The sequence below is a fragment of the Sorangium sp. So ce362 genome, assembly GCF_051519845.1.
GTDB lineage: Bacteria > Myxococcota_A > Polyangia > Polyangiales > Polyangiaceae > Sorangium.
The window spans coordinates 4281897-4302903 of the sequence record NZ_CP150332.1 but is presented as its reverse complement, the minus strand read 5'-3'; the positions used below and the strand labels follow the sequence as shown (position 1 = coordinate 4302903).

Here is a 21007-nt window from a genome sequence, read left to right as displayed (position 1 = left end):
CCGGCTTCGTCTCGCGTGCGATCCCCAGGATCGCTCCACGCCGGCAGGTTGCCCTCGTTCGACAGAGCCGTGCTGGCGGTCGAGCCCATCGACACAAATCGCCCTGAGGGCTGCGCCGCAGCGCCGCTGCCCCCTTCCCGACTGCACTAGACTCCGGGCATGCCTCACCCGGATCAAATCCTCACGGAAGACCTCGAGGATCTGCTCGACTGGGCGACGATGACCAAGCTCTACGCCGTCGGCTATATCCGCATCGTCGCCGACGCGATCGAACGCGGCGACGCCGATCTCCAGGTGGATCCCGTGGCGTGGGAAAACACCCTGCTCGCCGTCGAGGGGGCGATGGTGGAGCAGGTTCGCGGTCGCCTGCACGGGCCGAGACCCATCACCGTGGAAGACGTCGAGCGGATGCGGCGACTCGGCGGACTGGGTTCCGCTGCGCTCTCGGGTGGTGAGCGGTCGCCCGAGCTCTGCCCGCTCGCCCTTCAGTGCATGGAGTCTCTGTTCGGAGCGGACTGGAAGCGCGCGTCGCGGGAAGCCGCGTTCTACGCGCGCGCTCTCAATCAGGAATTCCACCCTGGTAGCGGCACATGATGGGAGCTCTACCGATGAACGTACAGCTATCTCGGTGGCGGCTAGCGCCCCTTTGAACATACCGGCGGCGCTGGAGATCGTGCCGCCAGCGAACCAGGGGGGACAGAGGCCACCGAGGGGGCGGGCGCGTCGAGCGCGCGCTGCGCTGCTCGTCATCCGCAACGCGCCCGTGCTCGGCCAGGTAGCCGGCATCCCAAGGAACCGCGCGCGGGCGACCCCGCTGCGAGCAAGGAACGACGCGCGCTGGGCCTGCTCGCGTGCATGGCGACCTCGACCGCGCCCTCCGGGCTCGCCACGCGTTCGTTCTCCGGTATATGGTCACGCCGTCCGGACCATGAAGATCACCCGCCTCTCCCTCCGCGATTTCCGGGGCTTCAGGAGCCTCGACCTCGATTTTTCGCCGGACGTCACCGCACTCGTCGGCGTCAACGGCGCCGGCAAGACGTCGATCCTTGACGCTCTCGCGCTCCTGCTCTCGTGCCTCGTGGAGAGCATCCGCTCGGGAGAGCCCGAAACCATCGCGCCAAGTGCGAGCGACGTCCGGGTTGGAGCGTCGACGGCGCAGCTCTCGCTGACCGCGGACATCAGTGTGCAGCCCACCCACTGGAGCATCGCGAAGACGCTGCCGGGGCACCCGCCTGGAGCGCCAAGCGCGCTCGACGCGCTGCATGAGCCCGTCGCTGCCGCGCAGGCCACGATTGCGCTCGGCTCCCCTCTCCTCCCGCTCGTCGTCTACTTCCCCACGAACCGGAGCGCGCTCGACATCCCGGAGCGGATCCGCACGCCCCACGAGTTCGATGCGCTGAGCGCCTACGACGGCGCGCTCGAGGGCGGGGCGAGCAACTTCCGGGGCTTCTTCGAATGGTTTCGCCAGGAAGAAGACATCCTCAACGAGCAGCAGGTCCTCGAGATCTTGCACGAGGAGCAAGGCCTAGACGCGTCCTCCACGGCGTCGCCGTTGCCGGCGGTACGCAGGGCGATCGAAGCGCTCCTGCCCGGCGCGCGTAGGGTCCGCATCGAGCGTCGGCCGCAACGCATGACCGTCGAGCTGAACGGCACGCGCCTCGACGTCGCCCAGCTCTCGGACGGCGAGAAGTGCCTCCTCGCCATGGCGGGGGACCTCGCGCGGCGGATGGCGCTCGCGGCGCCGAAGGCGGAGAACCCGCTCGAGCACCCAGCGGTCGTCCTGATCGACGAGGTTGAGCTGCACCTCCATCCCGGGCTTCAGCGGGTCATCCTGCCGCGGCTTCAGAAGGTGTTCCCGCGGGCCCAGTTCATCATCACCACCCACTCTCCCCAGGTGCTCTCCTCGCTGCACGCGGCGAACGTCCGCGTCCTGGAGCGCTTCGAGCTCCGAACACTCGACCGCGGCACCTGGCGGCGCGACACCAACCGCATCCTGGAGGCGGCCTTCGGCGATCCAGGGCGGCCTCCCGAGGTAGCGGCCAAGCTGAACCTGTTGCGCGACGCGGTCGACGCCGATCGCTACGACGAGGCGCGCCAGCTCATCCGTGAGCTGTCCACCATGATCGAAGGGGACGACCCCGACGTCTTCTTCTACCAGCAGCTCTTGCCGCCTGAAGACACCACCGAGGCCGCTTCGTGAGGCACATCGTGAAGGGCGCGGAGCCGGCGACGGTCACGGAGACGCGCACGGCATCGACGACCGACCTCTCCACGACGACGCGCGCTCGCACCGCGTTCGACCAGATCGACAAGGGTCGCGTGCGCGCCGACCTCGCGCGCGAGCAGGGCTGGCTCTGCGCCTTCTGCATGCGCCGCATCGACCCTGACACCGCCGATGCTCGCGGCGAGCGCACGATGAAGATCGCCCACCGCACGCCCATCGACGTCGATCCAGCGCAGGCCCTCTCGTGGAGGAACCTCTTGGGCTCGTGCGACGGCGGGCAGCGCTCGGGATGGCGGACGAGGAGCTGCGACGCCGCGCAGGGGTCGACGGCGCTGACCGTCGATCCGACCGTGCAGGCCTCCTGCGCTCAGCTTCGCTTCGAGCGCCGCGACACCCGCGAGGGGCTTTTCATCACATCGAACCACCCCGGCATCAAAACCGATGTCGAGCAGACGCTCGGCCTCAACTCGGGAGACCTCCCCGTGCTGCGGGAGCAGGTGTGGAAGGCCTTTTACGCTCTCCAGCAGAAGCACGCGCCGAAGCAGTACGGCCGCGCCGCTCGGGCCGCATTCTTCCCGACGTGGATGAAACAGCACGGCTCACGGCTCCCCGAAATGCTCGGCGTGATCGAGGAGCGCCTCCGGTGAGCACGCCAAAGGGTTGCCTTCCCGCCAGCATGGACGCGATCCTGCTGCGGTGACCCCTGCCGACGTCCGCCGTCACCTCGTCGAAGCCCTCGAAGCCGATCTGATCGGCCCCTTCGTGCCCGACAGCCACGCGCAGGGAGGCCAGGAGATCCTGCCGATCCCGCCGTCGCGCTGGTACCTGACCGGCTTCCTCGCGCCGCAGGGCGGCCGTGTCCCCGATCCGGACGATCGCGACTCCACCGACACCGGACTCGCGGCCGGCAGCGAGAGCCAGAACGAGGACGCCGGCAACGAGGAGCCGGAGCCCAAGCGGCCGGTCCGCTTCCCCGCCTCGATGGGCCTGTCCGTGTTCCTGCCCCCGGGCAAGGACGACACGATCCACGTCGATGTCTGGTACGCGGACTACGACAAGATCGAGGTCGCGCTCGACCACACCGACAAGAAGGTCCCCGGCTGGAAACGGGTGCCGTACGGCCCGGTCCGCGTCGCGGTCCCGCTCGACCCGAGCGTCCTCCAGCAGAAGGACGGGATCCCCATCCCCGGCTCGCGCAACCTCATCTTGAAGGGAGAGCTCCGCACGACGGCCATGGACGGCCTCGATCCCGGCACGCGCGTGCTGAGCCTGTTCCTCGTGAACGACCGCACCGCGGTGGAGCAGGACCGCGACACGCAGTTCGCCTTCCAGGTGCGGATGGAGCTCACCTACGAGCGCGGCTTCGTCTCCCGCCCCAACCGGCGCGGCGAGGACGGCGACGAGGACCAGCGCGCCCTCGCGCTCGCCTTCCGCGATCACAGGGAGTGGGCCGTCGGCCACAACACGAGCGTCGAGCGCCCGGTGGAGAAGAACGGCAAGGTCCTCCGCCTCCGGACCACGCAGCTCCCCTGCTTCGAGGTGCCGCGCGTCGCTCACCGGAAGATCGATGACGCCGCGCTGGGCATGATGGACCTCGGCAAGCTCGACGCCAAGGGCATCGCGAACGCGCTCTCGCCCCTGATCGAGGCGTACGGCGCGTGGATCGACGACCAGCGCTATGCGGGGCTCGACCGGGCATCGCTCGCGGACACGCGCGACGACCTGATGAGCAAGGCGGCGAGGGCCAAGGAACGCATCGCCGCGGGCATCGCCCTGCTGGGCGAGAACAAGGCTGCGCTGAAGGCGTTCAAGTTCATGAACCAGGCGATGCACGTCGCGGCGGTGCAAGCAGACCTGTCCCGCGAGGATCGCCGCTACATCGGCGGCAGGCAGCCCGAGTGGCGCCCGTTCCAGCTCGCCTTCATCCTCTTGAACCTGCCGTCGGTCGTGGACGCGAGCCACCCCGAGCGGAAGCTCGCGGAGCTCATCTACTTCCCCACCGGCGGCGGCAAGACCGAGGCCTACCTGGGCCTCATCGCGTTCGTGCTCCTGCTCCGGCGCCTCCGCGGGCAAGGCACGCCGCACGAGGGCCGCGGGGTCGCGGTCCTGCTCCGGTACACGCTGCGGCTCCTCACCCTGGACCAGCTCGGACGCGCGGCCACCTTGATATGCGCGCTGGAGGAGCTCCGGCGCAAGTACCCCGGGGAGCTCGGCAACGCCCGGTTCACCATCGGCCTCTGGGTCGGCGCGAGCGCCAGCGCCAACCGGCTGAAGGACGTGCAAGAGGCGCTCTCCGACTACACCCCGGGCCGGACCGACTCCCCCTTCCCGCTCACGACCTGCCCGTGGTGCGGCGAGCCGATCAAGATCCAGAACATCAAGCTCGTCGACGCCGAGGGGAAGCCGACGAAGAAGAGCTTCGCGCGCGCCGCCGTCTACTGCGACAATGGAAAGTGCCTTTACACCGAGGCGAGGACGCCGGGCCTCGGCCTGCCGGTGCTGTTCGTCGACGAGCAGATCTACCAGGAGGTCCCGGGCTTCCTCGTCGCCACCGTCGACAAGTTCGCGATGATGCCCTGGCTCGGCGACGCCGGCATGCTGTTCGGCCGCGCCACGCACCTCGACGCGCAGCGGGCCTACGGCGTGATGCACGATCCAAGGCCCGGCGCGAAGCCGCTCCCCGAGGGGCTCTTGCCCCCCGAGCTCATCGTGCAGGACGAGCTGCACCTGATCAGCGGCCCGCTCGGCACCATGGTGGGCCTCTACGAGGCCGCCGTCGACTACCTCTGCGAGCACCCCATCGGCGGCGCGCCCCGGCCGCCGAAGGTGGTCTGCTCGACGGCGACGGTCCGGCGCGCGCGCGAGCAGATCAAGGCGCTCTTCGGGCGCACGATGGTCCTCTTCCCCCCGCGCGGCATCGCCGAGGGCGACACCTTCTTCTCGGAGGTCGAGCGCGACAAGCCCGGCCGGCTGTACGTGGGCGTCGGCGCCCCCGGGCGCGCGCTCCGCGCGGTCTCGGTGCGCTCCTACGCGGCGCTGCTCGCCGCCGCGCGGAAGCACTTCGATCCGAAGGGCGACCCGAAGCAGCCGGCCGACCCGTACATGACGCTCATCGGGTACTTCAACAGCCTGCGCGAGCTCGGGGGCATGCGGCGCCTCGTCGAGGACGAGGTGCGCAACCGCGTCGACAACATCGAGGAGGAGAAGCGACCGCTGCTCTTCCTCGGGCCGCACCCGTGGGCCAAGGACCGCAACCTCGAGATGCCCGCCGAGCTCACGTCCCGCGAGCGGACCGAGAACGTCAAGCAGACGAAGCAGCGCCTCAACGCCCGGCGCACCTCGACCGACCCCGAGCCGCTCGACGTGGTGCTCGCCTCCAACATGATCTCGGTCGGCCTGGACGTCGACCGCCTGGGCCTGATGGTCGTCACGGGCCAGCCGAAGGCGACGAGCGAGTACATCCAGGCGACGAGCCGCGTCGGGCGGGCCTACCCGGGCCTGGTCGTCACCTGCCTGAACGTCATGCGGCCGCGCGATCGCTCGCATTACGAGCGCTTCGTCGCGTACCACGAGAGCCTGTACCGCGAGGTCGAGGCGACGAGCGTCACGCCGTTCAGCGGCCAGGCGCTGGATCGAGGCCTCGTGGGCAGCCTCCTGTCGATGATCCGGCACGGCGTCCCCCGGATGGAGCCCCCGGCGGGCGTGATGAACATCCACGAGCAGCGGCCCGCGGCCGAGGCGATGGTCGCCTGGATGGTCGCGCGGGCCAGCCATCACCGGCACTTCCCCGAGAAGCAGTCCGAGGACCGGATCGCCGAGCTGGTGCGCGCGCGCGGCCGGAGCTTCCTCGACGCATGGGAGCGCGTGGTCGACAAGGCGCGCACCGGCGCGGCGAGGCGCGTCTACAGCAAGAACGACCGCGCCGGCCAGGAGGGCCTCCATCTTCTGTTCACGGCGAGCGACGACCCGCCCGACGACCACGACGCCCGGTACTTCCAGGTCCCGACGTCCATGCGTGACGTCGAGCCGAGCGTGCATGTGTGGCTGCGGTTCAAGCAGCTCGACGAGAGGGGCTGATGAACGATCCGAAGAAGAGGAAGGACGCCCGCAGGGCACTGCGTTCGGACGGCCAGCTCCGGCAGAGCCAGCTCGTCAGCACGTTCGGCCCTGGCGCGATGGTCGACCTTGTCGATCGCGCGGTCGTCATCGGCGGCCTGGAGCACTGGAGCTATGGCGCCAAGGGTTATGTCGCGCTGGACGACCCTCGGCTCCGGCGCTCGCTCATCCCCCGCCTGAAGGCGCTCGATCCGGACCTCGATCTGGCGCGCGAGGGCTATTTTCGCATGGCCCCCGAGGGCGACGCGCGCAGCCACCATCCGAGCGTCGGCGTCCGCGCGCTCGAGTTTCCCCGGTGGTTCGTCTGCCAGAAGTGCCGCCGCCTGGCGCGGGCGTCGGAGCAGTTCGAGAACAAGAACGGTCGCTATCGCCACGAGTGCGCGAAGAACAAGTGGTCGAGCGTCGTGCCGGTCCGCTTCGTCGCCGCGTGCAAGCGCGGGCACCTGTCGGATTTCCCGTGGATCCCGTTCGCGCACCTGGGCCGAGAAGGCGTGTGCGACCGGCCGGAGCTCTACCTCGAGGAGAGGGCGATCGGCGATATCGCGCGCATCCTCGTGCACTGCAAGAATTGCGACGCAACGACGCCCATGAGCAAGGCGACGGTGCTGCCGTACAACTGCAACGGGGATCGCCCCTGGCTCGGCGGTCGCGCGGCGAGCGAGCCCTGCGATCAGCGCAGCGAACTGCTCGTCCGCACGGCGTCGCACGCGTACTTCGGGCAGGTCGTGAGCGCGCTGCGCCTGCCGGACCCGGAGCCCGACCCGCTGCGCCTCCGGCTGCGGGAGAAGGACGTCTGGAAGGCCGTCCAGAAGGTCAAGACGGCGGAGCAGCTCTCGATGATCGCCGGGCTCATGGAGCACGTCGCGAGCGCGATCGGCGAGGCTCCGGCGGAGAAGGTGCTCGCGGCGATCCGCGCCGAGAACGAGGCCACGACCGCGACGTCGGAGCGCCCCTTGCGCAGCGCGGAGTACGATCGGCTGGTCAACGCGCCGACCGAGCAGCCCGGAACGGTCCCTGACCGGGGTGTCCAGTTCGCGGCGTACCGGGTGCCGAAGCCGCGCATCGAGCTGCCGCAGGGTGTTGGCGGCCTCGTCGTCGTCCCCGAGCTCCGCGAGGTGCGGGTCCAGGTGAGCTTCAGCCGGTTCGACTCGATCGGCGCCAACTTGCAGGGCGAGTACGAGTTCGCCGGGCGCAAGGTGAAGCCCACGGTGCTCACGCTGCCCACGGGCAACGAGAAGTGGCTCCCCGCCGCCGAGGTGCGCGGCGAGGGCATCTTCGTCGAGCTGGACGAGGAGGTGCTGTCCGACGACTGGGAGAAGCGTGACGCCGTAAAAGAGCGCGCCGCGCAGCTCGAGCGGGCCTTTGGCCTGGACAGGAGGGGCGATTTTCCGGGCATCCGGTTCTTCCTGCTGCACTCGCTCTCGCACCTCTTGCTCACCGCGGTGAGCCTGGAGTGCGGCTATGCCGCCAGCGCCATCCGGGAGCGCATCTATTGCGGCAAGGCCGAGGTCGATGGGCCGAACATGGCCGCCGTGATGCTCACGACGGGCACGACCGGCAGCGAGGGCACCCTGGGCGGCCTCGTCGAGGAGGGCCGGAGGATCCAGCATCACCTGCGCGAGGCGTGGGATCTCGGGCGGCTCTGCTCGAACGACCCCGTCTGCGCGGCGCACGACCCGAGCTCCGAGTCGAGCGATCGCCGCACGGAGGGCGCCGCGTGTCACGGTTGCCTCTACATCGCCGAGTGCTCCTGCGAGTGGTTCAACCGGTTCCTCGACCGCGCGCTGGTCGTGCCCACGATCGGCAACGATCCCGCGCTGGCCTTCTTCCGGGAGCGCCCATGAGCGGCGCCGCCGGTTCCCGGCCCACGTTGAAGCTCGTCGGCACCGGGGTGCTCGCTGCGCTCCGGGAGGCAATCGCATCGGGGCTCTTGCGGACTCCGGTGGACCGGGCGTCGCTGGTCGGCCTGGGCATCCGGCATCAGGTGGAGGCGATCGAGCACGCGCTCGCCGGCCACAGGATGGCCGCATGCCTTGCGATCCTCGACATCGCGCTCGCCGAGCGCGAGAACCGCCGACCGACACCGGAGCTCGTGTGGACTGGCCCGGACGTGCCCGTCGGGACCGCCCGAGACACGGCGGTCGTGCTGCGGTCGCTGTTCGAGGGCGCACAGGAGAGCGTGCTCCTCGCCGGCTACAGCTTCGATCACGCCGAGGATGTGCTGGCGCCGCTGTACGGATCCATGCGGAGCGGCCAGGTCGACGCCCGGTTCTTCATCGACATCCCGCAGATCGAGCGCCGCGCCGCCGCGGATGCGCACCTCACGCGGTACTTCGGCAAGTTCCTCACCGAGAGCTGGCCGTTCGGCGAGCCCCGCCCGCGCCTCTACTACGACAAGCGCGCGCTCGCGCCCGGCCCGCCGTACTGCAGCCTGCACGCGAAGTGCGTCGTCGTCGACGGTGTGAGAGCCTTCGTATCGAGCGCCAACTTCACGCAGCGAGGCCAGGAGAGGAACATCGAGGTCGGCGTCCTGATCGAGGACCCGAGCTTCGCGAGCTACCTGGCCGGGCAGTGGCTCGGGTTGATCGACGCGCGGATCGTGGGCGAGTACGTGCCAGCGTAGCGTGCGCTGGTTCGGAGACGCGGAGGACGACGATCTGCCATCAACGTGACGAGCTCACCGGCGCTCGGTTTTCGCTAGAGCGGCTGCTTCTTCCAACCGTACTTGTCATCGGCAGCCTCCATGCATCGCTGGAACGTCGCCTTCGTGCGAAGGAAGCTGTACTTTTCCTCTGCAATAAGCTCCTGATAGCGCTGCTCTTTGAAGGCTTCGCTCAAGATGAGGCGCACGCGGGTCGAGGCGAGCGTCTTCAGGTGCTCCAAGAAATCCGCCTCAGCAACCAACCGCGTACCGTAATTTTCGATGAGACGATCAATCTTTGAGTCGTTCAGCATCGCCTGAATGAGCAGGGCCCAGACGAGATTCCGCGCACGTCCCACGTAGGCGTACTTCGCGGCGCCCTTCTCCACGATCTCCCGGATGATACGGCTCAGGCGAAAGTGGATCTTGTAGGCGAGGAGGATGCGTCGGGCGTCGGTTCGAAGATAGGATTCTTTGAACGCAGCTCTGTACATCTGCTCCTGCTCGAACACATCACGCAGGCGCGACATCCGATCGATCTCACCCTGAGCGGCAAGAAATGTCTGGGCCAGCGGACGAATTTTGATGGCCTTGTATTGGTCGACCCCCATCACGTGCAGGTCCTCGTCGGTGAGGGCATCGAAGGCGTTCTCCTGCCGCTCGTAAAAGATGCCGAGCTCATCGCGAAACCTGTCCTGAAACTCGAGCTGAATCCGGTCACTTGCGCGAAGATTCCAGGGCTCCACGGGGTTCTGCCGGTTGGTGTTGATTGTCACCGCCGCAACGAAATCCTCGTCACATCGGCTCACCACCTTGGCCAGCACGCGCACGAGCCCGAGGCGATCTCGATGCTGGTCGAGCAGCCTGTTTTTCTCGTTCTCTTCGAAGAAGCGGGTGATGCTGGTGATCGTCTGCGCACCGTTCAACACCCGCGGCTCGGTGATCGTCGCGCGCCCCCCATCGGGCTCGAACCGCTCCGCGTAAAGGGCCACGCCGTTGTGGTTGAATATGAACTCGCTCGGAAGCGCGTCCCCCTTGACGATTCGCTCGAGAGCTGCCCGAATCGCCCGGTTGACTGGACGTTCGCCCTCCAACCCTGCGCGGATATTCTTCTCGAACAGGCGTTGCCCCATATCCATGTGCATGGCATGCAGGTCGAGGAGGGACACGAAGCCTACGTGCATCAGCTGCCCGTCGTCCGCGTGGGCCTCAACGGACGACGGAAAGCTGATGGTATAGCGGTGCGTCTTCTTGATGATCTGATGACGTTTTTTCCTCGTCTCGTTCGACAGAAACTGGAAGGACAACGTCACATCACGGCCAGAAAAGTAGCTATCGACGAGATACTTCTTTTTCTCGAGATCCTCGCGCATGGCCGTAAGGACCGCACTGCCTTCCGCCTTTTCTGGGTCACCATTGAATATAAAGTAGATGAGGACGCGGTCCACGATGGCCTGGTTCTCGTGCAGGCACATCTTGAGCTGCAGGAGCATCTCGTTCTGTTCGTGCACCTGATGCGGATTACCAAAAATCCGATCCATCCCCGCGACGGCCAGACGCGCGAGCGATCCTTTGAAGAGCTGATAGTCCTCGGACCACTTGAACTGGTACAAATATAAGTTTCGTCGCTCCCGGTCGAAGTGGTAGGCGTCGATACCGAAATCATTGTTACCGAAAGCGACCTGATGAGCAATATCGACAACCGGTTTACCCACCTCTTCTGCGATATACAGGAGTGCGAAGTAGTCCTCCTTCACACCACCATACTTCCCTCGCAGGTCGACGAACGCTTGCTCTAACGCTTGCTTTGTCACACCCATCGTGTACACCCCTCATTGCGGTGCGCCTCACCTGAGCCCCGGCGCGCACTTCGTCGCATGCAGTGTTGACCCGGACCCGGGTACGCGGCGACGCGCAGGCGGTCGAGCCTGACGGCGATGCGCGCGTCCTGGAGCGTGGGATCGGCCTTGATCTGGCTTGCGGGCTTCACGTCGACGAGGCCCGAGCCAGAGACGGCCGGCGGGAGGAAGCCGAACGCGTGCGACGTATGCTCCCACGGATCGGGTACGGACGAGAAGAACCCCTTCGTTTGCGCCTGCACCTCGGCGTCCGGCGGCGGGTCGAGCGCGCGGAGCGCCGCCGCCCGCTCTGCAGGGGGAGGCGACCGATCACCGGGAGGTCGTCGAACCAGCGATGCTCTTCGCCCATGAATCCACCTCTTCGTCCAGCGGCGCGCCCGAAGTGCCCGTTCATCGGGGATTCCCCATCGTTTGGACCACACGCGAACCGGTCCAGTCAAGCCGGTCGCGCGATCCCCTCACCTCTGCGAGGTCTCGCCCGTCCACAATCGAGCACGAGCCGCACGAGCCCAGGGCCCTCGCCCGATCTTCACTCATCCTCCCTGAAGAGCTCCCGGAAGAACCGCTCCCTGTGCAGCAGGAAATCCCGCGTCAGCGCGAAGTGCTCCGTCTCCTCGTAGGCCACCTCCGCGATCCCCTCCTCGGAGAGCCGGTAGATCGTCGCGTCCGGATAGGCGAGCACGATGGGCGAGTGCGTCGCGACGATGAACTGCGATCTCCCCTGCTCGACGAGCTCGTGCATGCGCGCGAGCAGCGTGAGCTGCCTTGCGGGCGACAGCGCGGCCTCCGGCTCGTCGAGGAGGAAGAGGCTCTCGGGCTTGAACCGGTGCTTCACCAGGGCCAGGAACGACTCGCCGTGCGACTGCTCGTGCAGCGACGTGCCGCCGTAAAACTGGGTCGCGGCCAGCTCGTCCACCTGCGTGGCGACGTTGAAGAAGCTCTCGGCGCGCAGGAAGAAGCCGTTCTTCTCCCGGCGCGCCCCGCGGACGAGCCGCATCGCTGTGTGCAGCTCGGACTCGGAGCGCCGGGTCGCGAAGTTGAAGCCCTTCGAGCCGCCCTCGGCGTTGAAGCCGGCCAGCAGCGCGAGCGCCTCGATGAGGGTCGACTTGCCGGAGCCGTTCTCGCCGACGAAGAAGGTCACCTTGGGATGGAGCGCGAGCTCATCGAGGACGCGCACCGCGGGGATGCTGAACGGATACCTGGAGAAGTCCTCGACCCGCTCGCGCAGGAGCTGGACAGAGCGGATGAAGCCGCCCGGGAGGTGGGCGCGCTTCATGAGGAGATCGAGGCCGCCGACGCTGCGCCCGTCTCCTCGCCAGACGAGCAGGCGACGGCGACGGCGGCGGCGGCGGCGGCGAGGAGCAGCGCGCACGGAGACAGCGCGTTGCATGCAGGATGGAGGGCGCGCACGCGGCGAGTATACACGCCCCGGCGGGTCGATCGAACGGCGGCGACGCACGTCCCCCCGGCGCTCGGCGCGCAGGTCAGGCCCGCGCGGCCAGCACGATCCCCGCGCAGGCCTCGGCGTCGCTGAGGGCGTCGTGGTGGCGGAGCGCGAGGCCGAGGTGGCGGCACACGTCCGGCAAGGTCGTGGGCCGGATCTGCCAGCGCGTCCGCGCGAGCTGCACCGTGCACTCGAAGCGCAGCCGCGGAGGATCCATGGCGAAGGCGGCGCAGCAGGCCCGGAGGACCGAGCGGTCGAAGCTCGCGTTGTGGGCAGCGATGAACTCGGCACCTTCGAGCAGCGGAGCCACCCTTCGCCACACCTCCGAGAACCGGGCCTCGCCCGCGACGCGCGCCCAGGAGATGCCATGGACCCCGGTGAACTCGAAGGTTCGCCGCGGCGGCTGGATCAGGTGATGCACGCGGTGGGTGATGCGATTGCCCTCGACCCGCACCGCGCCGACGGCGCACGCGCTGTCGCGGTAGCGGTCGGCGGTCTCGAAGTCGAGGGCGACGAAGGTGGTCATGCGGGCCGAAGTGTGCCGATCGTACGTCACGGAGTCGACGTATACGGCTTCCAGACCTCGTAGTCGAACCGGTCGCACGGGGGCGTCACCTCCTGCCGGCGCTCGTCGTACCGCTCGAGGCACAAGGCCTGCGCGTCGGCGCGCTTGCCCTGCGCCTCGATCCAGCGCGACAGCCCCCTGCAAAGAGCACGGGCGATCCGCGGATCGCACCCCGCTCGCAGGCGTGGCACGGCGCGTGCTCCCTTGTCTCCGGTGCGCAGGGCGGCGAGCATCGCCACTTGCCTCCTTGATCGGCAAGCCTGCCGGAACGAAGGCTCGAAACTCTCTGCTTGAGGAGATCGCGATGAACCGATCCGGTCGTGCGCTCGGGATGACGATGATGATGATGGGGGTCGGGCTCCTCCCGGCGGCCTGCGGGCCGGCGTCGGAGATCGACGGAGAGATCCATGGGCCGGGGCTCGAGGCGATGATAGGCAAGCCCGGAGGCCAGGACACCAACGGCACCCCGAAGCAGGCGTGGCACACATGGAAGGGGCAGGTGGTCCAGGCGCTGCTGCTCCCGCTGCTCCAGGCGGACGACACGCTCAACCCGGGGATCGTCGGCACCGGGATCCTCGGAACCCCGGAGGGCGAGGAGGTCTTCGATCACACCGTCCGCTGCGCCCTCGCGAAGGACAGCGTCGTGACCCACGGCGACAGCGCCTACACGGGGCGAGGGATGGTGGCCGGCGGGTCGAGCTGGGCGCAGGGGGGGCTCCCCCTGAGCGTGATCGACAACGTGCTGGAGTGCGTGGTCGCGTTCGTCAACGACAAGACAGATGGCGTCGAGGTCCTGCTCACGGGCCTCAACGTGGTCGACGACGAGGGGGACCACACGGGGTTCATCCACGGCGAAGCGGTCTGGTGCGCGCACGCCGGGAGCACGCTCTCCGTCAACGTGGACGTCTACCCGACGTACGCGTTCGCGCGGGGATGCGGGATCGACGCCAAGGCAGCGCTGGAGCAGCGGTACTGCCACAAGGTCGGGGCCTGCGGCCTCAACTACATGGGGTACCTGGAGTTCAACCCCGCCTGCAAACCCGTCGGGGCGCCGGCGGACGGCCAGTACATCTGCAACGAGAAGCCGTGCACGATGACGTGGCTGAACGACCCCGAGCCCGACTGGTGCAATCCCCCTCCCCGTCGCCGTCGCTGATCTCCGGGGCGCCCGGGGGGGGTGCTCAGGGCGCGGCGGGGGCGGGCGCCTCGCCCGCGAGCCGCCGCGCCTCGGCGAGGCGCGCGCCCACGGTCCGGGCGCGCAGCGGGTTCGCCTGGATCGCCGCCTCGAGGGCCGCGGCCTCGCCCAGGGTGGCCTCCCTCCGGGCGGCCGCGTCGAGCGCCGCCGCGGCGCGCAGGCGAAAGAGCCCGCCCTGGGCCACGAACGCCCGGTCGGACCGCGGGTTCAGCCCGAGCGCGACGCCCGCGTGCCGGAGCCCCTCGGCGATCTCCGCGGCGGCGTCCTCCCGGCGGCCCGCCCCGAGGGCCGCGCGCGCCTCGTGGATCTCGGCCAGCAGCGCGTGGAGCCGGGGCTCGGCGCGCGGCTCGCCGAGCAGCAGAGGGTCGACCGGGACGAGCGCCGCGTCGAGCCGCGCCGCGTCCGGACGACCCCGCCGCGCGCTCCACGCAAAGGCGAGGAGCTCCGCCTCGGCGCGCTGCACCCGGTCCGACACGTCCCACGGCGCCCCGGCGATCCTGCGATCGAGCGCCTCGCGCACGATCCGGAGCGAGGCCGCCGGGTCCTCGCCCCGCGCCAGCCGGACGCGCGCCTCGAGCATCGCCAGCATCGCCCGCAACGACTCCGGAAAGGTGGCCGCGTCCGGCGCCATCTCCCGCGCGCTCGCCTGCGCGCGCGCGAGCGCCGGGCCGGGATCGGCGCCCGCGTCGAGCGCATGCAGCGCCAGCGCGTGGTCCAGCCAGACCCGCCAGTAGGGCGCCCAGCTCCAGGAGGGGTCCACTTGACGCATTGAGTCAATCACCCCGTGCATCCGCTGCACCACCGCCTCGGGGGAGCGGCCGGCGCGGACGAGGTGCTCCGCCTCGTAGATGCCGGTGATCAGCCGCGAGGAGCGCGCGCTGCCGAGGCCTGGATCGAGCGCCAGGACGCGGTCGCAGCAGGCCTCTGCGCGCTCGAAGGAGCCCGCCGGGTCGAGGCCGCGCAGCGACCGGTAGCGGCCGCGCTCGGCGTACACGGCGCAGAGCTCGTTGAGGGCCCAGGCGAAGTCCGGCTCGCGCTCGAGCGCGGCCTCGTAGCCCTGGATGGCGCGCTCGACGGCCTCGCCCTGGTCGCGGCCGATCAGGTCCGCGTGGAACGCCCGCGCCCGGAAGACGCCGGCGGCCACATACCGCGCCATGGCGTCGTCCGGGCTCCTGGCGAGCGCCTCCTCGGCGCGCGCGGTGGCCTCGCCGAGGGCCGCCGCCACGTCCTCGCCCGGCTGCATCCCGCTCGCGACCCACCAGGCGAAGCAGCCGTGGACCCAGGCCAGCTTCACGGTCGCCTCGGGGCTCCGCGGGCTCGCCGCGAGCGCCCGCCCGCAGGCCTCCCGCGCCCGCTCGAAGCTCGGGCGCATCGAGGCGCCGTGCTTGCCGGCGGCGTTCATGGTCTGGGTCCAGAGCTCGCACGCGCCGGCGTGGACCGAGGGGTCGGAGCGGCCGTGATCGGCGGCGATCCCGTAGGCCTCGGCGGCGCGATCGAAGTGGCCCTTCATCTTCTCGAAATCGAAGGCGGCGTCGTGGCGGTAGCGGCTCCCCATCGCGAAGAGCACGTCGCCCTCCAGCTTCTTCGCCTCGTGGAGCCATGGCGCCCCCGCGAACGCGGCCCGGGCCTTCTCCAGCGCCTCCTCGTGCCGGCCCTCGGCGAGCGCGAGCAGCCCCTCCACGTACCCGGGCGCCTCGATGGCGCCGCCGAGCGCCGCGCGGAGGTGCCGGACCGCCGGGGCCTTGAGCTCGGCCTCGAGCGCGGCGATCCGGGCCTCGCGCTGCGCCGGATTGCGGAGGCGGCGGGCCTCCTCCAGGCCGCGGCGGTAGAGCTCGGAGAGCGCCACCCCGGCGGCGTAGTCGAGCCCCGGCGACCTGTAGCCGGCCTCCTCGGCCGCCCGCAGGTGCTCGAGGGCGGCGCGCGGCTCCTGGAGCGCGAGCAGGCCGCGGCCGAGCGCGTACTCCCCGGGGCCGCGGCCGCGGCCGCCCGCCTGCGCCATCCGGGCCTCCACCGTCTTCAGCCGGGCGCGGACGACGTCGCGCTCGCGCTCGACGTCGTGGAGCGGCATCCCGTGGGCGCCGCGGAGGAACAGCTCCATCTCCTTCACGGTCTCGCCGAGCTCGCGCGCCAGCGTGGCCTGCTCCGCCGCGGCGCGCCGGTCCCGGACGAAGAGGCCGGCGACGACGAGCGCCGCGACGACGAGCGCGGCCGCGCCCGCGACGGCCGCCCGGTGGCGCCGCGCCAGCCGGGCGAGGCGGCGGCCGAGGGAGGCGCGGCGCGCGAGCACAGGATCGCCGTCGAGGAAGCGCTGCAGGTCCTCCCCGAGCGCCCGCGCCGACTCGTAGCGGGCGCCGGGCTCCCTCTCGAGGCAGCGCATCACCACCGCCTCGAGATCGCGGGGGATGTCGCGGTCCAGCGTCCGGAGCGGCGGCGCGTCCGCCTCCAGCACCTGGCGGAGCACGTCCATCACCGTGCCCCCCACGAACGGCGGGCGGCCGGCGAGCAGCGCGTAGAGGGTCGCGCCCAGGCCGTAGACGTCGGTCCGCCGGTCGAGGGCGCGCACCCTCCCGGCCGCCTGCTCGGGCGCCATGTACGCGGGGGTTCCGAGGAGCGCGCCGGTGAGGGTGGACCCGCTCTCGCCCGCGTCGCGCGCGATGCCGAAGTCCATGAGGTAGGGGCGGTAGGCGCCGTCCTCGCCCCGCTCCAGCATGACGTTGCTCGGCTTGACGTCGCGGTGCACGAGGCCGAGCCGGTGCGCCTCGTGGAGCGCCGCGGCGATGGCGCGGGCCACGCGCACCTTCTCCTCGAGGGTCAGATCGCCGCGGGCTTCCTGGAGCGAGGGGCCGTCGATGTGGCGCATCACGAGGAAGGGCACGCGATCGGCGACGCCGGCCTCGTGGACCTCGCAGACGTTCTCGTGGCGGAGCCGCGCCTGGGAGCGCGCCTCGCGCAGGAGGCTCCCGTCGACCTGCGCGCCCGCCGAGAGGAGCTTGATGGCCACGCGCCGGCCGAGCCGGAGATCCCGGGCCCGGTAGACGACGCCCATGCCGCCGCGGCCGAGGAGGTGGAAGTCCTCGAAGCGGGCGTGGAGCGACGGCGGGATCGGCGAGGGCGCCTCCGGCGCGGCGGAGGCGCGCTGGCCCTCCTCGCCGAGGCCGAGGTCGGCGGTGGCCTCGGGCCCGCCGGGCAGGGCCTCGGGCGCGCCGGGCGGGGCCTCGGGCGCGCCGGGCGGGGCCGGGCCGGTGAGGGTCGCGTCGTCGCGGCCGCGCCGCGGCCTCGGCGGGGCCGGGATGCGGGGATCGTCGGCGTCCGCGGGCGGGATCATCGGGCGCGGAGGCCGTGGCGCTGGATCAGCCGGTGGACGAGCTGGCGGGAGACGCCCATCGCGTCGGCCGCCTGCGAGATGTTGCCCCCGTGTTGGCGGAGCTTCTCGGTGACGTAGGCGCGCTCCAGCTCCTCCAGCACGACCTCGCGCGCCTCGGGCAGCGGCAGCTCGAGGAGCGTGCGGAGGCGGGCATCCCCGGGCCCCACGGGCGCCGCGCCGGAGGGCGAGGCGCCCGTGGGAGCCCCGCCGGAGGGATCGGGCCGCGTGGGATCCGGGCTCGCGGCCCCCTGCGGCGCCGGCGGCCCGGCGCCGACGATCTCGTGGAGCAGCTCGGGGAAGAGGACCAGGCGCGCCACGGTGTTCCGGAGCTCGCGCACGTTCCCGGGCCAGTCGTAGGCCTCCAGCAGCGGGAGCGCGCCCGGCGGCAGGTCGGCGAGGGCGCGCGGCGGATCCCGTGCGAGGAGGAAGCGCTCGACGAGGAACGGGATGTCGTCCTTGCGCTCCCGGAGCGCGGGGACGTGGACCTCCACCACCGAGAGGCGGAAGTAGAGATCGGCCCGGAACGAGCCGTCCTGGGCCTTCGCGCGCAGGTTCCGGTGCGTGGCGGCCACGATCCGCGCGTCGAAGGGCGCCCAGTCGTTCGAGCCGAGCCGCCGGATCTGCCGCCCCTCGATGGCGCGGAGGAGCTTCGGCTGGAGCTCGAGCGGGAGCTCGCCGATCTCGTCGATGAAGAGCGTGCCCCCGTTCGCCTGCTCGATCAGGCCCGGCCGCGCCGCCGCGGCGCCCGTGAACGCGCCCCGGGCGTGGCCGAACAGCTCGCTCTCGACGAGGTTCGGCGCGATGGCGCCGCAGTCGACGACCACGAAGGGGCCGTCGTTGCGGCGGCTCCGCGCGTGGATCGCCTGCGCCAGCACCTCCTTGCCGGTGCCGGACTCGCCGAGCAGGAGCAGGGTCTCGTCGGTCGGGGCGGCGCGCTCCAGCTTGGCGAACAGCGCGCGCATGGTGAGGCTCCGGCCCGCGGCGCCGCCGAACGCGTCCGCGGCCGAGAGGGGCAGGACCGCCGCGGGGCCCGCGGGGCCGACGACGATCTCGGAGCCGCCGGCCGTGGCGGGGACGCCGGGCGGGAGGAAGGCCTCGCGGATCCGGATGTCGCGGACCAGCGTGCCGTTCTTGCTGCCCAGATCGCGCAGGAGCACCCCCTGCTCGGTCATCCGGATCTCGCAGTGCCTGCGCGAGGCGCGCGGATCGGAGAGGACCAGATCGCAGTCGGCGCCCGCCCCCACGGTGAGGGGGCGCAGATCGAGCGGCGCGGTGAGCGTGCGCCTGTCCGGGAGGGTGACCGTCACCGAGACCGCCGGGAGCCGGAGGGAACGGCCCTGATCGAAGCTCGTGAGCGTGCAGGTCGCCCCGGGATCGTCGCTCATGAGCGCCATGGTGCCCCTGGAGAGGGCCGCGTCAACCCGGAACCCGTGCGCCCGCGAGAACGCGCCGGCGCCTGCGGAACCGCACCGGCGGGGCCGCTGTCACGCGCGCGCGACAGCGGCCGTCACGCGCGCGCGACAGGTGTCCCGGCGGCGTGTCGGCGCGCGGCGCGGCGATCGCCGGAGATGCGCGGATCGGCCTGAAAGCACGGCGATCCGCGTCGCCGACCGAGGGCGGCACGCGGGTTGCGATGCGTCCTCATCGAACGCGACGAAACGCGGATTGAGAAGGATGTGGACATGACGTCTCGAACCAGCGGCGCAGGCAAAGTGGAGCACCAGGGGATCTTCGGCGCGCGGCGCGGGGCGCGGCTCGGGCTCGTCGGGCTCGCCGTGCTGGCGAGCGCCGTCTCGGTGAGCCGTCCGGCGGCCGCGGTGAGCGCCGAGCCCGGGATCCGCGCGATCCCGCTCGATCCGACCGGCGCGACCTTCCGCGCCGAGGTGATCGGCGACGAGCACTTCGACTACCTCCGGATGGCGGACGGCACGGTCGTCGTGCTCAACGCCCTCTCGGGCGACTACGAGGTCGCCGAGCTCGGAACGAACAGGCGCAGCGGCGCCCTCGCGCTCGTCCCCTCCGGGGTCCTTGTCCGCGATCTCCGCTCGCAGGGCGGCCGCGTGGATCCGGCGTTGCTCCCGCGCATCGACGACGAGGCGCTCGACGCCCTGTGGGAGGCGGCGATCGCGCGTTCCCCGGGCCGGCTCTCGTACGCGGCGGGTCCGACCGTGACCACCGGGGTCCGGCGCCCGCTGCTCACGATCCTGCTGGAGTTCACCCAGGGGGGCGGGCTCACCGCCCCGGGCGCGTTCACTGGCACCTTCTCGACCGACATCGCGTACTGGAAGCAGACGATGTACGGGAGCCTCCCGGGCTCGGTGAACCATTATTACGCCGACATGTCGCGCGGAAAGTTCTCCTTCACCCGCGTGAAGGAGACCCAGGGCACCGCCAATGACGGCATCGTCCGGATCCGGCTCCCGTTCGCGCACCCGAACAGCCACAAGGATTATTCCCTGATCCAGCTGTACCTGAAGGAGGCGCTGGTGATGGCGAATCCGTACGTCGACTTCGCCTCGTTCGACAAGAACGCGGACGGCAAGGTCCGCGGCGACGAGCTCAACGTTGTCTTCGTCGTGGCGGGCTACGAGGCCGCGAACACGCAGAAGACGCCGTCCGTCTGGGCCCACGCGAAGGGCTTCGACACGCCGATCACCCTCGACGGGAAGTCCCTCACCGGCTACGTCGCGCTCGGCGAGCGGCAGATCCACTCGGTCGGCGGCGTGCCCACCACGATGCCGGCGACCGTGGGGGTCATCGTCCACGAGCTCGGGCACGCGGCGGTCGGCCTGCCGGATCTCTACAAGGGCCCGACGCCGCTCGTGGCGTGGTGCGTGATGTCGAGCGGGAGCTGGGGGGCGACGAGCGGCTCGCCCGCCGGCACGGTGCCCGTGGCGATGGGCGCGTGGAGCCGGATCCATGCCGGATTCCTCACGCCGACCGTGATCGAGCCCGGGGCCGCGCCGCAGGACATTCCCATCGTCCAGTCGGCCGGCGCGGAGTTCTTCGGGCAGAGCGTCGAGCCGACGATTTACAAGATCGAGACCTCGGATCCGGACCAGTATTTCCTCGTCGATAACCGCCAGAACGAGGGCTACGACCGCGGCCTGCAGCGCTGGTTCAACTTCGATGACGTCTCCGGCGGCGTCGGGATCTACCGGATCGACGAGGCGAAGAAGGCGGGCAGCGGGAAGATCGCGTTCATGGCGAGCAACTCGGGCTCGCCGAGCTCGCTCGCCAACGTCTACAACGAGGAGGGGGGCCGGACCTTCACGCCGCTCACCGATCCGAGCAGCGACGACGCGGACGGGCAGTTCACGGGGCTGTCGGTCACGGACTTCACCGCCTCCGGCCCGATCATGCTCGCGCACGTGAGCTACGTGCCGTTCGACTGCAACGCGATCACGGCGTCGGTGGCGGAGCACGAGATCCATGGGCGCGTTCAGAAGCAGATCCTGGACGTCGGGGAGGAGGAGCAGATCTTCCTCGGATACCGCACCACGGGCGCGCATCAGGGCCTGGGGTTCGACAAGAACGAGGTCGTCACGCTCCACGTGGAGGCGCCGGGGATGTGGAGCGTGGGGGAGTGCGACTGAGCG

The 21007-nt window shown here is 70.5% G+C and carries 16 protein-coding genes; 8 read left to right on the top strand and 8 right to left on the bottom strand.

Going from position 1 to position 21007, the window contains the following annotated elements; genetic code table 11:
• The first annotated feature begins 159 nt into the window (after positions 1 to 159).
• The 6 genes from WMF17_RS16695 (at position 160) to drmC (ending at position 8963) form a co-directional block, all read left to right on the top strand.
• Positions 160 to 594, top strand: coding sequence for a hypothetical protein (locus WMF17_RS16695; RefSeq protein WP_437650439.1), 435 nt, complete (start codon positions 160 to 162; stop codon positions 592 to 594).
• A gap of 334 nt (positions 595 to 928) precedes the next feature.
• Positions 929 to 2200: an AAA family ATPase gene (locus tag WMF17_RS16690; protein ID WP_437650437.1), complete on the top strand. Its 1272-nt coding sequence runs from the start codon at positions 929 to 931 to the stop codon at positions 2198 to 2200.
• Entirely contained in the window at positions 2197 to 2871 is a 675-nt protein-coding gene (locus WMF17_RS16685) for a hypothetical protein (RefSeq protein ID WP_437650435.1), read from the top strand. Before WMF17_RS16690 ends, WMF17_RS16685 begins: the two co-directional genes overlap by 4 nt.
• 49 nt (positions 2872 to 2920) lie before the next feature.
• Positions 2921 to 6301, top strand: coding sequence for a DISARM system helicase DrmA (gene drmA, locus WMF17_RS16680; protein ID WP_437650433.1), 3381 nt, complete (start codon positions 2921 to 2923; stop codon positions 6299 to 6301).
• On the top strand, positions 6301 to 8184 hold the full coding sequence (gene drmB / locus WMF17_RS16675; protein ID WP_437650431.1) for a DrmB family protein: 1884 nt from the start codon (positions 6301 to 6303) through the stop codon (positions 8182 to 8184). The genes drmA and drmB overlap by 1 nt, the downstream gene beginning before the upstream one ends.
• Entirely contained in the window at positions 8181 to 8963 is a 783-nt protein-coding gene (gene drmC / locus WMF17_RS16670; protein ID WP_437650429.1) for a DISARM system phospholipase D-like protein DrmC, read from the top strand. Before drmB ends, drmC begins: the two co-directional genes overlap by 4 nt.
• Positions 8964 to 9037: 74 nt before the next feature.
• On the opposite strand, the gene WMF17_RS16665 is transcribed toward drmC, so the two are convergent.
• From WMF17_RS16665 to WMF17_RS16640, 6 genes are all read right to left on the bottom strand, one after another.
• Positions 9038 to 10801, bottom strand: coding sequence for an AIPR family protein (locus WMF17_RS16665; protein WP_437650427.1), 1764 nt, complete (start codon positions 10799 to 10801; stop codon positions 9038 to 9040).
• Positions 10792 to 11082, bottom strand: a complete 291-nt coding sequence (locus WMF17_RS16660) for a hypothetical protein (protein ID WP_437650425.1) — start codon at positions 11080 to 11082, stop codon at positions 10792 to 10794. Before WMF17_RS16660 ends, WMF17_RS16665 begins: the two co-directional genes overlap by 10 nt.
• A gap of 287 nt (positions 11083 to 11369) precedes the next feature.
• The gene (locus WMF17_RS16655) at positions 11370 to 12116 is read right to left on the bottom strand and encodes an AAA family ATPase (protein ID WP_437650423.1); all 747 of its coding nucleotides are present in this window, start codon (positions 12114 to 12116) and stop codon (positions 11370 to 11372) included.
• Positions 12113 to 12250, bottom strand: a complete 138-nt coding sequence (locus WMF17_RS16650; protein ID WP_437650421.1) for a hypothetical protein — start codon at positions 12248 to 12250, stop codon at positions 12113 to 12115. Before WMF17_RS16650 ends, WMF17_RS16655 begins: the two co-directional genes overlap by 4 nt.
• Positions 12251 to 12324: 74 nt before the next feature.
• Positions 12325 to 12810, bottom strand: a complete 486-nt coding sequence (locus tag WMF17_RS16645; protein ID WP_437603070.1) for a 3'-5' exonuclease — start codon at positions 12808 to 12810, stop codon at positions 12325 to 12327.
• 26 nt (positions 12811 to 12836) lie between these two features.
• Positions 12837 to 13082, bottom strand: a complete 246-nt coding sequence (locus WMF17_RS16640) for a hypothetical protein (RefSeq protein ID WP_437650419.1) — start codon at positions 13080 to 13082, stop codon at positions 12837 to 12839.
• A gap of 71 nt (positions 13083 to 13153) precedes the next feature.
• Between WMF17_RS16640 and WMF17_RS16635 the strand changes: the two genes are divergently transcribed.
• Positions 13154 to 14005, top strand: coding sequence for a hypothetical protein (locus WMF17_RS16635; RefSeq protein WP_437650417.1), 852 nt, complete (start codon positions 13154 to 13156; stop codon positions 14003 to 14005).
• A gap of 25 nt (positions 14006 to 14030) precedes the next feature.
• On the opposite strand, the gene WMF17_RS16630 is transcribed toward WMF17_RS16635, so the two are convergent.
• Positions 14031 to 17369 (bottom strand): protein kinase domain-containing protein, encoded by a 3339-nt coding sequence (locus WMF17_RS16630; protein ID WP_437650416.1) that lies wholly within the window; start codon positions 17367 to 17369, stop codon positions 14031 to 14033.
• Positions 17366 to 18793 carry a sigma 54-interacting transcriptional regulator gene (locus WMF17_RS16625; RefSeq protein WP_437650414.1) on the bottom strand — a complete coding sequence of 476 codons (1428 nt, stop codon included), beginning with the start codon at positions 18791 to 18793 and terminating at the stop codon, positions 17366 to 17368. Before WMF17_RS16625 ends, WMF17_RS16630 begins: the two co-directional genes overlap by 4 nt.
• Positions 18794 to 19090: 297 nt before the next feature.
• Between WMF17_RS16625 and WMF17_RS16620 the strand changes: the two genes are divergently transcribed.
• The gene (locus tag WMF17_RS16620) at positions 19091 to 21004 is read left to right on the top strand and encodes a M6 family metalloprotease domain-containing protein (protein ID WP_437650413.1); all 1914 of its coding nucleotides are present in this window, start codon (positions 19091 to 19093) and stop codon (positions 21002 to 21004) included.
• The last annotated feature ends 3 nt before the right edge of the window (positions 21005 to 21007 follow it).